This is a genomic window from Bradyrhizobium sp. UFLA05-109, assembly GCF_054185165.1.
In genome coordinates this window covers 93,107-107,506 of the sequence record NZ_JBBIAR010000005.1, presented here as the reverse complement: position 1 = coordinate 107,506, position 14,400 = coordinate 93,107, and the positions used below count along the sequence as shown (strand labels likewise).

Annotated in this window: 11 protein-coding genes and 1 pseudogene; 1 reads left to right on the top strand and 11 read right to left on the bottom strand. The window is 62.8% G+C overall.

The window, feature by feature from the left end; genetic code table 11:
* Window positions 1-45: 45 nt before the first annotated feature.
* From Q3C01_RS04915 to Q3C01_RS04905, 3 genes are all read right to left on the bottom strand, one after another.
* Entirely contained in the window at window positions 46-1,695 is a 1,650-nt protein-coding gene (locus Q3C01_RS04915; RefSeq protein WP_458144203.1) for an NAD-dependent malic enzyme, read from the bottom strand.
* A gap of 177 nt (window positions 1,696-1,872) precedes the next feature.
* Window positions 1,873-2,871, bottom strand: a complete 999-nt coding sequence (locus tag Q3C01_RS04910) for a tripartite tricarboxylate transporter substrate-binding protein (protein WP_458144202.1) — start codon at window positions 2,869-2,871, stop codon at window positions 1,873-1,875.
* A gap of 94 nt (window positions 2,872-2,965) precedes the next feature.
* Window positions 2,966-5,299 carry a mechanosensitive ion channel domain-containing protein gene (locus Q3C01_RS04905; protein WP_458144201.1) on the bottom strand — a complete coding sequence of 778 codons (2,334 nt, stop codon included), beginning with the start codon at window positions 5,297-5,299 and terminating at the stop codon, window positions 2,966-2,968.
* Between the two features lie 669 nt (window positions 5,300-5,968).
* Between Q3C01_RS04905 and Q3C01_RS04900 the strand changes: the two genes are divergently transcribed.
* Window positions 5,969-6,859 carry an MBL fold metallo-hydrolase gene (locus Q3C01_RS04900; protein WP_458144200.1) on the top strand — a complete coding sequence of 297 codons (891 nt, stop codon included), beginning with the start codon at window positions 5,969-5,971 and terminating at the stop codon, window positions 6,857-6,859.
* A gap of 40 nt (window positions 6,860-6,899) precedes the next feature.
* Here the strand turns inward: Q3C01_RS04900 and Q3C01_RS04895 are convergent, their stop codons facing one another.
* The 8 genes and pseudogenes from Q3C01_RS04895 to Q3C01_RS04860 form a co-directional block, all read right to left on the bottom strand.
* Complete coding sequence (locus Q3C01_RS04895; protein WP_458144199.1) at window positions 6,900-7,937, bottom strand: patatin-like phospholipase family protein; 1,038 nt, start codon at window positions 7,935-7,937, stop codon at window positions 6,900-6,902.
* Window positions 7,934-8,863 carry a polyphosphate kinase 2 family protein gene (locus tag Q3C01_RS04890; protein ID WP_458144198.1) on the bottom strand — a complete coding sequence of 310 codons (930 nt, stop codon included), beginning with the start codon at window positions 8,861-8,863 and terminating at the stop codon, window positions 7,934-7,936. The genes Q3C01_RS04895 and Q3C01_RS04890 overlap by 4 nt, the downstream gene beginning before the upstream one ends.
* Window positions 8,835-9,843, bottom strand: a pseudogene (locus Q3C01_RS04885) (branched-chain amino acid ABC transporter permease); the annotation flags it as partial. The pseudogene Q3C01_RS04885 and the gene Q3C01_RS04890, both read right to left, overlap by 29 nt.
* On the bottom strand, window positions 9,840-10,721 hold the full coding sequence (locus Q3C01_RS04880; RefSeq protein ID WP_458144197.1) for a branched-chain amino acid ABC transporter permease: 882 nt from the start codon (window positions 10,719-10,721) through the stop codon (window positions 9,840-9,842). The pseudogene Q3C01_RS04885 and the gene Q3C01_RS04880, both read right to left, overlap by 4 nt.
* A gap of 17 nt (window positions 10,722-10,738) precedes the next feature.
* The gene (locus tag Q3C01_RS04875; RefSeq protein WP_458144196.1) at window positions 10,739-11,443 is read right to left on the bottom strand and encodes an ABC transporter ATP-binding protein; all 705 of its coding nucleotides are present in this window, start codon (window positions 11,441-11,443) and stop codon (window positions 10,739-10,741) included.
* Window positions 11,444-11,446: 3 nt separating this feature from the next.
* Window positions 11,447-12,214, bottom strand: coding sequence for an ABC transporter ATP-binding protein (locus Q3C01_RS04870; RefSeq protein ID WP_458144195.1), 768 nt, complete (start codon window positions 12,212-12,214; stop codon window positions 11,447-11,449).
* A gap of 24 nt (window positions 12,215-12,238) precedes the next feature.
* Window positions 12,239-13,561 (bottom strand): ABC transporter substrate-binding protein, encoded by a 1,323-nt coding sequence (locus Q3C01_RS04865; protein ID WP_458144194.1) that lies wholly within the window; start codon window positions 13,559-13,561, stop codon window positions 12,239-12,241.
* A 111-nt stretch (window positions 13,562-13,672) separates the two neighbouring features.
* Window positions 13,673-14,377, bottom strand: coding sequence for an NUDIX hydrolase (locus Q3C01_RS04860; RefSeq protein WP_458144193.1), 705 nt, complete (start codon window positions 14,375-14,377; stop codon window positions 13,673-13,675).
* Window positions 14,378-14,400 lie beyond the last annotated feature (23 nt).

Sequence of the window (14,400 nt, the reverse complement as noted above, 5' to 3'; positions counted from 1 at the left end):
CAGATGGAGCCGTGGTGCTGACCGATCCCCGCGGGGCGAAACCCCTCAGTAATGCGGCTCGTACATCTGCGACCGGACGAGGGTCATCACGTCGTTGGGCGCGGGCCCTTCCGCAAGGCCGCGCTGATAGGCCACTTGCGCGACCGCGGCGGCGATCCGGGCGGAGACTTCGCGGATGCGGGGCAGCGCCGGATAGAGGCTGCCCTGGTCGAGATCGTCCTTGCCGACACAATCGGCGAGCGAATGCGCGGCGGCCATGAACATCTCGTCGGTCACGAGGCGTGAAGCGCTGGCGATCACGCCGAGGCCAACGCCCGGGAAGATGTAGGAGTTGTTGCCCTGGCGCGGGACGAAGGTCCTGCCGTTGAGCGTCACCGGGTCATAGGGACTGCCGCAGGCGAACAGCGCGCGGCCCTCGGTGTAGCGATAGGCGTCCTCGGCCGAGCACTCCGCCTTCGAGGTCGGATTGGAGAGCGCGAACACGATCGGATGCGCGTTGAGCTTCGCCATCGCCTTGAGGACGTCCGGCGTGAATGCGCCACCGACTGCCGCGACGCCGATGATCGCGGTCGGCTTCAGCGTTTCGATCGCAGCGGGGAAGTCGGCGATCTGCCCATGGTCATGGGCGTAGCGCAGCTTGTGACCGGACAGGCCGGCCCGTCCCTTGACGACGAGGCCGCGGGAATCCACCAGCCAGTTACGGCTGAGTGCTTCGGCTTCGGAGGCGCCCTCCGCCATCATCGCGGAGACCACGAGATCGGCGATGCCAGTCGCCGCCTCGCCAGCACCCAGAAACAGGATGCGTTGATCCCTGAGCTTGCCGCCGCTGACGCGCAGTGCCGAGAACAAGCCGGCAAGCGCGACCGCCGCCGTGCCCTGGATGTCGTCGTTGAAGACGCAGGCTTCGTCCCGGTATCTGTGCAGAAGCTTGAACGCGGAGTGGTTGGCAAAATCCTCGAACTGGATCAGCACACCCGGAAACGTCTTGCGCGCGGCCTGCATGAACTCGTCGACGAAACTATCATAGGCTTCGCCCGTCAGGCGCCGTTCGCGCAAACCGAGATAATAGGGATCGTGCAGCAGCTCCTCATTATTGGTGCCGACGTCGAGCACGATCGGCAGGCACTGCTCCGGATGCACACCGGCACAGGCCGAATAGAGCGAGAGCTTGCCGACCGGAATGCCCATGCCATTTGCACCGAGATCACCGAGACCGAGAATCCGTTCACCATCGGTCACAACGATCAGCTTCGCCGGATAGGGCCAGTTCTGCAAAATCTCGGCAATCTGTCCGCGGTCGCGCGAGGAGATGAACATGCCGCGCGGACGCTGAAAGATCAGGCCGAATTTCTGGCAGGCGAGGCCGACCGTCGGGGTGTAGATCAGCGGCTGGATCTCATCGATGTTGTCGCAGACGACGCGAAAGAACAGCGCCTCGTTGCGATCGTGCAACGAGTTCAACGCAACATACTTCTCGAGGTCGCTCGGCAGATTGCGCAGATTGATCAGGACACGCTCCGCCTGGTCCTGCATCGTCAGCACGCACGCCGGCAACAGGCCGCGCAAGCCGAACGCGGCCCGCTCCTGCTCGGTGAAGGCGGTGCCCTTGTTGAGCAAGGGATCGCGAAGCAGAGTCATGCCACGCGGCGAGTTGGAAGGCGTTGAGTGGGTGCCGACCCGATCAGGTCTATTCACGAATTCCCCCGAGAGTTTCTTGTGAGAGAACGAACATTGTCGGCCACCCCTTGATTGAGATCAAGGACGTTGCAGGTCAAGACCCAATTGTGATCTCGCACCGCAGCGACGCGCGAGTGGCGAAGAATGATGCAGTCGGCTGCCGCGCAGCGCCGGCCGCAAAGGTTAATGCTGCGCCTATTCCGCCTTGATGTCGGCGATCTTCACGATGCGCCACCACTTGTCGATCTCGGCTCTCTGGAACGCTGCGAGTGCAGCCGGAGCCTGCTGCTCGCGTGGCGGGATCTCCTGACCGAGCTCTGCAAAGCGCTGACGGACCGTGGGATCGGCGAGCGCGGCGACGATTGCGGCGTTGAGCCGCTCGACGACCTCCCTGGACGTGTCCTTCGGCGCCCAGAAACCGTGCCAGTAGGAAATGTAGAGGCCGGGGAGTCCTGCTTCGTCGACCGTCGGAATATCAGGCGCAGAGGCAAGTCGCGTCGGCGAAGTCACTGCAAACGCCTTGATCGTGCCGTTCTTGATCTGCGGCAGCGAATTCGACGCCTGATCGAACATCAGGTCGATCTGGCCGGCCACGAGGTCGATCATGGCCGGCCCCGCGCCCCGATAGGGTACGAACTGGAATTCGGTACCGGTTCTGGTCTTGAAGAACACGCCGGCGACGTGCGCGCCGGAGCCGGCGCCGGCCGTCCCGGCCGACGCCTTGTTCGGATTGTCCTTCAGCCAGGCGATCAGCTCCTTGAGATTACTGGCTGCCAGAGTCTTCCTGCCAACGATGAGCTGGGGCCCGCTGGCAACCAGAGCGATCGGTTCGAAATCGGCAAGCACGTCGTAACTGAGCTTGTAGACCGCGCCGTTCAGCACGTGCGTACCCCAATGACCGATAGTGATCGTGGTGCCGTCAGGGGTTGCCCGCGCCACGCGCGCGCCTGCGATGCTGCCGGACGCACCGACCACATTCTCCACCACGATGGTTGCATGAAGATCGGCCGCCATCCGCTCGGCGAGAATCCGCGCCAGCGTGTCGGTCGGCCCACCCGCCGCAAACGGCACCACCAGCATAATGGGCCGTGACGGGAATGGCTGCGTCGTCCCTGGTGCGGCGAACGCAACAAGTCCGATCAGTGTGCAAATCGCAGTGACGCAGCCGCGCAATTCCGCCGACAATGCACCCATCGTTCCCGGTCTCCCGCTTCCGCCCGCCGTTGACCGGCGACATGTTTGTGGGGAGGAGTGAACGACGTCGCCGTTCAGGAGGCAAGGACGAAGATCAGCCGGTCGCCCGCCGTAAGGTCAAGTTCGACGCCACGTCGGCCGGCCCGGCAAGCTGCATCAGGATGGTCTGTGCAGAAGACGCGATCTCGATTCCGTTTTCCTGGAAGCGTAACTTCATGCGGCGATTGAACTCGCGCTGAACTGGCCAACGGCCACTGTCGGTGCAACGGATCTGGCCGACGATCGACACCATCGAACCGTCCACCTTGTCAATGCCCCAGAGCTCGAGATCGCCGCGGATCGCGGCGCGGAATTCGGGCTCCCGACGCATTTCATCGACAATGTCCTTGAGGATCTGTCCGGCGCGATCGGTATCCTCCTTGTAGGCGACATTGACGCTGACGGATGCATTGCCCGCGCCACGGCTTGAATTGGTAATGGTGGTCACCGCGCTGAATGGCACGATGTGCAGGGATCCGTCGCCGGCGCGCAGGCGAAGGGTGCGGATCGAGACGTTTTCGACCACGCCAGTCAGCCCGGAGACGCTGACGGTGTCGCCGACCTGGACCGTATTCTCGAGCAGGAGAAACAGGCCGGTAATGAGATCCTGCACCAGCTTTTGCGAGCCGAAGCCGATGGCGATGCCGACGATGCCTGCCCCCGCCAGGAGCGGCGCGACATTGACGCCGAGTTCGCTCAGCGCAGTGAGACCGACGACGGTGGCAATCAAGCATAGCAATGCCGTCCGCAGCATCGGTTGAAACGTGCGCAGACGCGCCGCGCGCGCATAATGGCCCTCGCGCGACAAGGCGTTGATCTGTCGGTCCATCAGCGCGTTGCTGGCCTCCCATATCGCGGCCGCGATTGCGGCGGCAACGCCGATGGTCGCGACCGCAGACAAGAGCCTGCTGCCGATCTGACCGCCATAGAACCAGACGATGGCATCCACGCCCCAGACCTCCAGCACGGCTACGAGGCCGATAAAGGCGATGACGCTCGAGACGATCTTGCGCAGCAACGGCAGATAGCGGTTGGCGCGGATCTCGAGGCCGGGAAAGCGCTGGAGGATCTCCGGATTGATGCGGAAGCCGCGGTCGATCAGGCTCAGCGTCACCATGATGGCGACGCGCGTGATCAACGCAACCACGATGGTGCCGACAAAATATTGGAGCAGCAGCGAATAGCCGTTTTGAATGTTGAGCGCCCAGACGGCCCATAGCGCGAGATCGAGCGCGATCGCAAGGTAATGCCAGAAGCTGGCAACGCGATTACGTACCCTTGCCGCAAGGCCCTGCCGGCCGGCCGGCGCGCGAATGGCCTCGGCGACCGGGCGGCGGCATTGCAGGATGATGACCACGATGAAGAGATGCACGATCAGCATGACCATGCGCAGCAGGGCGGCATAGCCGGCCCGATGCAGCCCGAGCAGCAGCGCCACATTGGCAAAGGCAATGCCGGAGACGCCGACGCCGACGATGCGCCGCGCCCAGATCTCGATATAGGCTGCGGTCTCGGCGCGAACCGGGAAGAGGCCGAAGGGGCTCGCCAGCGCCCGGACCAGACAGATCAGTCCTCGCGAGAAGGCATAGGCATTGACGACGGCGAGGATGACGAGGCGGACGGTTGCCGGCTCGCCGATCTCGGTACCCAGCAATGTCGTGGCGATGCCGACAAAGACGAACACCGGAAGCAACTCGAGCACAAGGCGGCCGAGCACGAAGGGCAGACGGAGCAGGAGCTGCCATGCCTGGGCCAGACTGGCGCGGCGGCGATGCAGCTCAGGCTCGGCGGCCACGGACAATGGCGGTTCGATGATGGGGAGCGCCTGCGTGGGCACGTGCGGAGCCTGCGGCACGCGCGCCTCCAGGAATGCGACCGGACGCCTGATCAGGCGGAAAATCAGCCACTCGGCGCAGAAGGCGCAACCGAATACCAACGCCAGCTTCCACGCGATCTCGATCAGCAGATTGTAGGCGGCGGGGTCATTCGCGGTCCGCACGATCCAATAGTAGAACGACGGAAAATGCGTGAGTGTCCGCGCCACGTCGGCAACCTGACGCGAGATCTCGCCGATCTCTTCCGAGACCGTCAGCAGGAGCTGCGCGCCGAGACCGTCGGCTGACAGCGAAGCGGACGGCTTCTGCTCGGGCGCGGGTGCCGTGGCCTGCGGCTGATCCGATACACTGGCGATTGCGCGCAGCGTATCGATCATCCGGGCACGCTTCTGATCGTCCTGCAATGTGTCCAGCGCGCGCCGGGCCTGCTCAGGGGAGAGGGTCGCAGCATTGCCGGTCGCAGGCGGCGTCGGTTCGGCGCGAGCACCGGAAAGAGTTGAGATCGCGAGGAAGACGCAGGCAGCGAGAAGCGCCGAAGACAGTCTTTGCGACACGATGAGTCCCCAGAAATGGCTAAGGCGGTGTCAGAACCGGCACCGCCTTTGTGTACGAGTCATGTCGGATAATCGCTATTCGCTCTGGTGCTGTGTCGGAAGTTTGCCGTCGCGGCGACATTCTCTTGGCATTGCTGCGACGCATGACACACGCCGTCGACGCGCGCGCGACCGCGCCCCCGTCTCCAAAGCAACGTAGACCACTGTGATTTGCCCGGCACGTAAAACGTCCAGCGTTTCGCCCGGGAAAGGCCGCGCCCTCATCGCCGACAGAAGCTGGGGCATGCGCAAAAAATACAGCGCCGGGCCGGTAAGGGGCCATGCCTCACTGATGCGGCCCACTTCACCTTGACCCGGCGTGCCGTTCGCGGATTTCGCCGCTATGCGATAGTCCGAACGAGCTCCATCGCACTTAACGCGGCTGGATTTGCGGAGGTGGTGTCATAGACCTCCCCTTGCTCATGACATGGACGTTACGCGTCGCGCTCGGCGACCATACGCATGCTCCTCCCGTGACATAGAACTGTCAAGCGGGAACGATGACGCAGTGGGCAAATGTGAAGTGATGGCGCGCACGTTCCATGATCGGAATAAACCGGTTCCACCGGCGTTTGTATCGATGAGAGCATCTTCCTCCTGCGCCGATATTTTCAGCCGGAAAAATCACAGATGAAAATCGTCCATCGCCTCGCCGTCATAGCCGCGATCTTCACCGGAATTGGCTCTGCATCCGCGCAAAATTCCCCGCAGGTCTCGACCAGGAAGGTCGAGGGCACCGAGAACGTCTACATCTTCCGCTACGGCGGTCACCAGTCGATGTTCGTTGTGACCCCGCAGGGCGTGATCGCCACCGATCCGATCTCGTATGAGCGTCCTGCAAAGCCCTATATCGACGCCATCAAGGCCGTCACCGACAAGCCAATCAAATACGTCATCTACAGCCATCATCACTACGACCACGCCGCGGGCGGCCAGGCGTTCAAGGACCTCGGCGCCACCTTCATCGCGCACCGGCGGCTGAAGGAGCGCTGGCTCGACTTGAAGAAGCAGAACGCGCTGCTAGCTGATGTCGTGATGCCTGATCAGGTCGTCGACGACAAGAAGACCATCACGCTCGGCGGCACCACGCTGGAGCTGATCTATGTCGGCCGCAATCATTCGGATAATTCGCTGGTGATGCGGCTGCCGAAGGAGAAGCTGGTCTTCGTCGTCGACTTCGCGCCGATCGAATCAATCCAGTTCCGCAACATCCCCGACAACGCCTCGCCGCTGGAATATATCGCTTCGCTCAAGAAGCTCGCTTCGCTCGACTGGGAGCGGATGATCCCCGGGCATCCCAATGCCGGCGGACGCCTCGGCACCAAGAAGGACGTGCAGGACGACATCGCCTACATGGAAGATCTCTCCGCCGAGGTGAAGAAGGCTGCTGATGCCGGCAAATGCTTCGACACCGCGATGAAGGAGGTCAAGCTGCCGAAATACGAGAAGTGGGCAAACTACGAGAACGGCCTTGCCGCCAACGTCGAGCGCTTCTGCTACTGGTGGGGTCGCGGGTATTGACCGGGCCAACCTCTCGGCGATTCCCTGCGTTGGGGAAGGCTCAGAGAAACATCTCGGTCAGATCGACGGTCGAAGCATTGCCGATCTGACCGAAGTGCCTGTCGAGCCAGCCCCGCGCCGCGTCGCGGCCCTCGTCGCGCAAGCGGCACAGCAGGCTCCATTCCGGGTGGAATTGCGTCGCAGTCCCGAGCTGCGACATCAACTGATCGTTGCCGATCCAGTGCATGTACATGCGGCTATGCGTGTCCTTGTCGAGCTCCCCATTGTCGATCAGCTTCGTCGCAAAGGCGATCGCGCGCATCTCGCGCATCAATGACGAATTGAAGCTGATCTCGTTGATGCGGTGGAGCACGTCGGCGGCGCTCGCCGGCAGCTCGTCGCGCCGGATCGCGGTGACCTGCACGATGATGACGTCGTGGCTGCCCTTGCGATAGATCAGGGGAAAGATCGCAGGATTACCCAGATAGCCGCCGTCCCAATAATGCTCGCCATCGATCTCGACGGCCTGGAAATAGGGCGGCAGGCAGGCCGAGGCGAGCACGGCGTCCGCACTCAAGTGCGGCGGCTGGAACACCTTGATCTTGCCGGTGCGGATATTGGTGGCCGTGAGGAAGAGCTGGGGCGCATCCGCCGAGGAATTCAGCCGGTCGAAATCGACGACCCGCTGCAACAGCGCGCGCAACGGATTGAAATTGAAGGGGTTGAGAACGTTCGGCGGCACCGTGTGGGTCAGGGTATGGATGAAGGAGTGCACCGGATGATACTCCGGCGGCAGCTTGAGAGCCTGGATCCACTGGTTGAGCGGCGAGAACAGGTCGTACACCATGTCCATGCGCGAAACCTCGTACCAGAACCGGTGCAGATTCTCGCGCGCGGCATCGGCACCGCCGAGCGCCATGCCCGAAGCCATCGCTACCGCATTCATTGCGCCGGCGCTGGTCGCGCTGATCGCCTCGATTGCGAGCCTTCCATCCTCCAGTACGAGGTCGAGCACGCCCCACACAAACGCGCCGTGCGCTCCGCCGCCCTGCAGCGCGAAGTTGACGTTTTTGACGTTCTTGCTGCCGTTGCCCCTCACCTTGCCCGCTTCCTCCCTACCTTCGCTTCACCCTCCAAGGCGTGCTGCACAGCCTTGAACTCCCGCAGCGAAGCCCTGTCGGCCCGAGGAAACTGCAGATCAAGTCGCTCGAGCGCTGCGACGATGACGGAGCCGATGACAACGCGCGCGAACCATTTGTGATCGGCGGGCACGACATACCAGGGTGCATGGGGTGTCGCGGTGTGCCGGACGATATCCTGATACACCGCCTGATAGCGCGGCCACAGCGCACGCTCCTTGATGTCGTCCATCGAGAACTTCCACTGCTTGGAGCGATCCTCCAGCCGGTCGAGGAAGCGCTGGCGCTGCTCCTCCCTGGACAGGTTGAGGAAGAATTTCAGCACGACAGTGCCATTGCGCACGAGGTAGCGCTCGAAGCCGGAGATGTCCTCGAACCGCTCGCGCCAGATGTTCTTGGTGACGAGCCCGGGCGGCAGCTTCTCCTTGGCAAGAACCTCCGGATGAACGCGCGTCACCAGGCATTCCTCGTAATGGGAGCGATTGAATATTCCGATCAGGCCGCGCGGTGGCAGCGCAACGACGTGGCGCCAGAGAAAATCATGGTCGAGCTCGTGGCTGGTCGGCGCCTTGAACGCATGAACCTCGCAGCCCTGCGGGTTGATGCCTTCGAACAGCGCCTTGATCGCACTGTCCTTGCCGGCCGCGTCCATGCCCTGGATGATGATCAGGACCGACCAGCGGTCCTGCGCGTAGAGCTTCTCCTGGAAATCGGCGAGATGTTTCTTGTTGACCTCGAGAATCTTTTGCGCCTCGTCCTTATCGAGACCGCCGTTCTCGTTCGTCTTGTGGCCCCTCAGATGAAACTTGCCCGAACCATCGTAACGGAATGGCGCGATGAATTCGGCGAGCCCTGCGGCGAGCGTTTTGGACGGTTTCTTGTTCATGAGCTCGAAGACGGTTTGCGTTGCGGCTTCAATCGTTCCAGCAGGCTACCAAGAATGCCCTTCGGGAGGAATATGATGAAAAGGACGAGCAGCACGCCATAAACGAGATTGTCCCAGCCGACGGCCTTGGTTCCAAATCCGATGCGCAAGGATTCTGCGAGCAGGATTGTGATGATGGCACCGACCGTCGGCCCGAGCGAGACGAAGAGGCCGCCGACGATGGCTGCGAACACCATCTGGAGCGACACCGCGATGCCGCTCACCGTATCAGGCGTGATGAACATCTGGTATTGGCAGTAGATGGCGCCCGCAAGCGCGGTCATCAGCGCGCTGACCAGCGTTATCTTCAGCTTCTCCGCGGTGACGTTGACGCCGACGGCGGCAGCAGCGTCCTCGTCCTCCGAGATCGCCTCCAGCGCGTACCGGCCCATGCCGCGATCGATCCAGTGCCAGACCACGAGACCTGCGACCCAGACCGCAAGCGCGACCAGATACCAGGTCGTCTTGTCATCGAACTGGAGCGCCCAAAGCCTGTTGCCTGCCGCACGGTTGGGCGTATAGCCGAGCGAGCCGCCGGTCCAGTCGCGCGTGGCTGTAATGACCTGGAGCACGATTCCGGAGAGCGCGAGCGTCACCAGCACGAAATAGTGTCCAGTGATCCGGAACCGGAAGCAGGGATAGCCGACGATGAGCGCCAGCGCACCGGCCGCGACCATGCCGATGGGAATGCCGATCCAGGGCGATAGCCCCAGATGATTCCATAATAGCGCAGTGACATAGGCGCCGATCCCCATGAAGCCACCGTGGCCGAGCGACACCAGACCGAACCGCCCCATCATCGACCAGGATGTGTAGGCAAAGGACCAGATCAGGATCAGCACCAGTATGTGCAGGTGGTAGGGATCGCGATAAACGAACGGCAGCATGACGAGCGCCGCAAGACCGACCGCCCATGCGGCAAGCTGCGCCGGTCTCGTCATCGGCGCCTCGCGAGCAGGCCGGCGGGCCGGATGAACATCATGACGATGAAGAAGGCGAACGCCAGCACGTAGCCCCATTCGAGGTCGGAGAACAGTCCGCCAAGCGAGATGATCTCAGCGAAGACGAAGGCGGCGATGAAGCCGCCGATGAAATTGCCGAGTCCGCCGAGCACGCAGATCAGGAAGGTAATCGGCCCGAACGACAGGCCGACGAAGGGATGTACGTCGTATTGCAGCACCAGGAGGCACGCGGCGAGGCCTGCGAGCGCGCCACCGAGCGCCGAGGTGACGATGTAGATCCTCTTCGTATCGACGCCCATCAGCGCCATGATCTGGCGGTCCTGGGAGATGGCGCGGATCGCCGTGCCCGTGAAGGTGCGTGTCATGAACAGATAGACGGCGACCATGCCGACCAGCGCCGCGATGAAGGACAACAGCCGGGCATAGCTGAAATTCATGTCGCCGAGGGCGAGCACGGGCAGGCGGATGCCGAGATTGCGGAAATCGATGCCGAAAGCGACGGTCGCGAAGCTCTGGAGCACGAACAGCACGCCGCCGGTTGCAAGCAACTGGTTGATCGGCGGCGCGGTCAAAAGTGGCGCGATGACGAGATAATGCAGCGCCGCACCGAGCAGCGCGACCAGAAGGATGGTGAAGGGCGCGGCGATGAAATAGCTGAGGCCGTAGTACTGGACCATGAAGTACATGGCGTACATGCCGATCATCACGAGCTCGGCATAACAGATCCAGGTCACGTCGATGACCCCGAAGATCAGGTTCAGTCCGAGCGCGAGCAGCGCCAGCACGCCGCCGAGCAGGATGCCGTTGATCACCGCCTCGAGCAAATAGATGTCGAAGATATCAAGAAATGCCTGCATCTGCCCTGCCCGCTCCTTCAAACCCCGAGATAAGCTTCCTTGACCGTGTCGCTCGCCAGCATGGCGGCCGAGCTGCCGGACGCGCGGATCGATCCAGCCTCGATCAGATACGCGCGGTCGACCACGCGCAGCACCTGCTGGACGTTCTGCTCGACGATCAGAACCGTCAGACCTCTCGCGCGAATGCGTTTCACGAGCTCGAACACCTGCTGCACGACCACGGGGGCGAGGCCCGCGGAGGGCTCGTCAAGCAGCAGGAGTTTTGGATCCGACATCAGCGCGCGCCCGATCGCACACATCTGCTGCTCGCCACCCGACATGGTGCCGGCCATCTGGTGTCGGCGTTCCTTCAGGCGCGGAAACAGCTCGAAGACGATCTCGAGCCGCTCGGCGTATTTGTGGCGTGCCTCCTTCATGAAAGCGCCCATCTTGAGATTGTCGTCGACCGACAGTTGCGGAAACAGCCGCCGGTTCTCCGGCACATGCGCAATGCCGAGACTGACGATGCGGTGCGCCGGCGTCGTCAGGACATCGACGCCTTCCATCTTGATCGATCCGCGCACGGGGCGGATCAGGCCCGAGATCACCCGCATCAAGGTGGTCTTGCCAGCACCGTTCGGGCCGATCACGCCGACTGCCTCGCCGGCCTTGACGTCGAGATTGACGCCGAAGAGTGCCTGAAAGCTGCCATAGCCGGCGTCGACGGATCGAAGCTCCAGCATGGCTTACCCTCCGGCGCGGCGGCGCGCTTCGGCGGCCGCGGCTTGCGTGGTCTCGGCGTCGGTGCCGAGATAGACCTCGATCACCCGCACGTCGCTGGCGACTGCGCTCGGCAGCCCCTCCGAAATCTTCTCGCCGTGATCGAGCACCATCACCCGGTCGACCACGCGCATCAAAACGCCCATGATGTGCTCGACCCAAATGATGGTGATGCCGAGATCGTCGCGGATCTTTCGCAGCATGTCCGCGGCCTGGTCCATCTCGGCTTCATCAAGGCCACCGAGGCTTTCATCGGCAAGCAGCAGCTTTGGTCCCGTGGCGAGCGCCTTTGCCAACTCGAGCTTCTTGAGCCCTGCGGCCCCCAGACCATCGACGCTCGCGCGCCGATCGGTCGGCAGACCAACCATGGCGAGCGCGCGCTCGGCGGCCTCCTCGGCCTTGGCCCGGCTATGGCGATCTTGCCCGTAATAGCCGGCGAGCGCGACGTTCTCGAAGATCGTCAGGCGGCGAAACGGTCGCGGGATCTGGAAGGTGCGGCCGATGCCGCGATTGATGATCCGGTGCGGCGCGAGCCCCGCGATCTCGACTCCCGCGAACAGGATCGAGCCGGCAGTCGGGGTCAGCGTGCCCGAGAGCATGTTGAAGATGGTGCTCTTGCCCGAGCCGTTGGGACCGATCAGGCCGAGGATCTCGCCCTGATCGACCCTGAAGGAGACGTTGTTGACGGCCGTGAAGCCACCAAAACGTTTCACCAGCCCGCTAACTTCCAGCACCGCATCCCTCCGCCGCGTCTCGCGCTACTGGTTGCTGTAGGTGGTGCCCTTCGGCAGCGGCAGCACGGCCTCGCGCTGCATCTGGCTCTTGGGCCACACCACATAGGATTTGTCATCGAGATACTGGATCACGACTGGGAACGACCGCTCGTTCTGGCCCGCCATCGGCGTGCCCTCGCCAAAAAACTTCACGCCGAAGCCGAGCATGGTGCCGCCTTCGGGGATGTCGGTATCGAGCGCCGCCTTGCGCAAAGCGTCGGGATCGACGCCGCCATACTTCTTGATCGCACGGGGCAGAACATCCGCCATGAAGACGTAGGTGTTGGACGCACCGATCCCGACATGGGCGGAGCGGATTGCGACGCCCGGCTTGAGCTTGTCGAACTCCTCGCCGACCATCTTGATCACGGGCGTGAGCTTCGGGTCCATGGTCTTCTGATTGGCGAGCCAAATCGAGATCGGATCGGTGTTGAAGATGTAGTTGGCGTCAGCCCCCATACCCTCCTTCAGCTTCTCATAGACGCCGTAGCCCGCACCATGCCCCATCAGCGCGCCGAACTTCAGACCCTGCTCGCGCGCCTGGCGAAGCAGGAGCGTGATGTCTGGATTGTAGCCGGTGTGGAAAATCACGTCGGGCTTGGCGCGCTTGAGCTTCGTGACCAGCGCCGAAAGGTCGGGCGCAGTCGCGGAGTAGCCCTCCTTCAGCACGACGTTGAAGCCGGCCTTCCTGGCGCCGGCCTCGTTGCCCTTGGCGACGTCGACGCCGTAGGAGCCGTCCTCGTGGATAATGGCGACGCGCAGGTCCTTCGGCTCCTTGCCGAACTTCTCCTTGGAATTCTGCGCGATGAAGTCCATCGTCATCATGCCGAACTGGTCACCGCTCGCCTGCGGGCGAAACACGTATTTGTAGTTCTTGTCGGCGAACACGGCGGACGAGATGCAGGTCGTCATCCACATGAACTTCTTCAACTGTTCGACGCGGGCCGCGACCGGAACGCATTGCGCGGAGGAGAAGAAGCCGAGCACCATGTCGACCTTCTCCTGCTCGAGCAGGCGAACGGATTCGTTGATGGCGACGTCGGGCTTGCTCTGGGCATCGGCGTAAACGGCCTCGACCTTGTAGCCTTCGACGCCGGTCTTGGAAAACTGATCGAGGATGATCTTGGTGCCGATATACTCGAGCTCGGAGCCGCCGCCGGCGAGCGGGCCCGTCAGGTCGAAAATCACGCCGATCTTGATCTTCTTCTCCTGGGCCTGGGCAGACACCGCCAAGCCCGTCGCCGCGATCGCGACCATCAGCCCTTGTACTAAGTGACGTACCAAGCGGGCAGCCATGCGCATGCGCATCAAAACCTCCCTGGGCGATTGTGCGTTGCAGTCTTCTTGCTTTTGCTTTTCGCCCATCACATGGGCTGGGAGATGCGATGTCAAGCCGAATAGCGTCGCGGGCTTGAGGCGTCAGCGCGCGGCGAACTGCTGCTCGATGAAGGCCGTGACAAAGCGCGGCATGGCTGGCGTCAGATCACCGAGCCCGCGGACCAGGTGAATGCCGGCAAGCTCCGGATGCTCCTGCGCGGCGAGGTTGGCCTCGATCCAGGCGCGGATCGCTTCACCCGAAAGCTTCAGGTCCAGGATCCGGATCAGGGCAATCGCGGGTCCCGACACCACGCAATGCCAATGCGTTTCGGCCTGGTAGTCGGCAGCCGTGAGCCCGGTCTCCTCCTCGACCTCACGCACCACACTACCGGGGATGTCGAGCGTACCATCCTTGATGTCATCGAGGTCCGGCGTGCCCGACGGGAAATAGATGCGCCCCGCATTTGCCGTATGCTCGCCCATCACGCCCAGCACGAAGGCACCATCGCTGGCGCGCAGCGCACCCATGCCAAAGCCGTTGAACACGGCCTTGTCGGGAAAACCCCAATCTCGCCACGCGAGAAAACTGGCGAAATCTGCCTCGAAATAGCGCGCAGAGAAATGGCCGCCCGCCAGCACGGGATCGCGCCCGAGCAGGATGCGGCCGTTCCAGATCTGCGGTCGCTCGCGCTGCTTCTCGGCAAAATGGCCCGCGATGTCGGCGCTCCGTTCCTGTGCGAACGGCCACGCCTGCGCTTCCACGGTGAGATCAAGCGTCGTGACGCGATGAATGGCGGGAGACGTCATGACACCTGCATATCAGCGCTTCA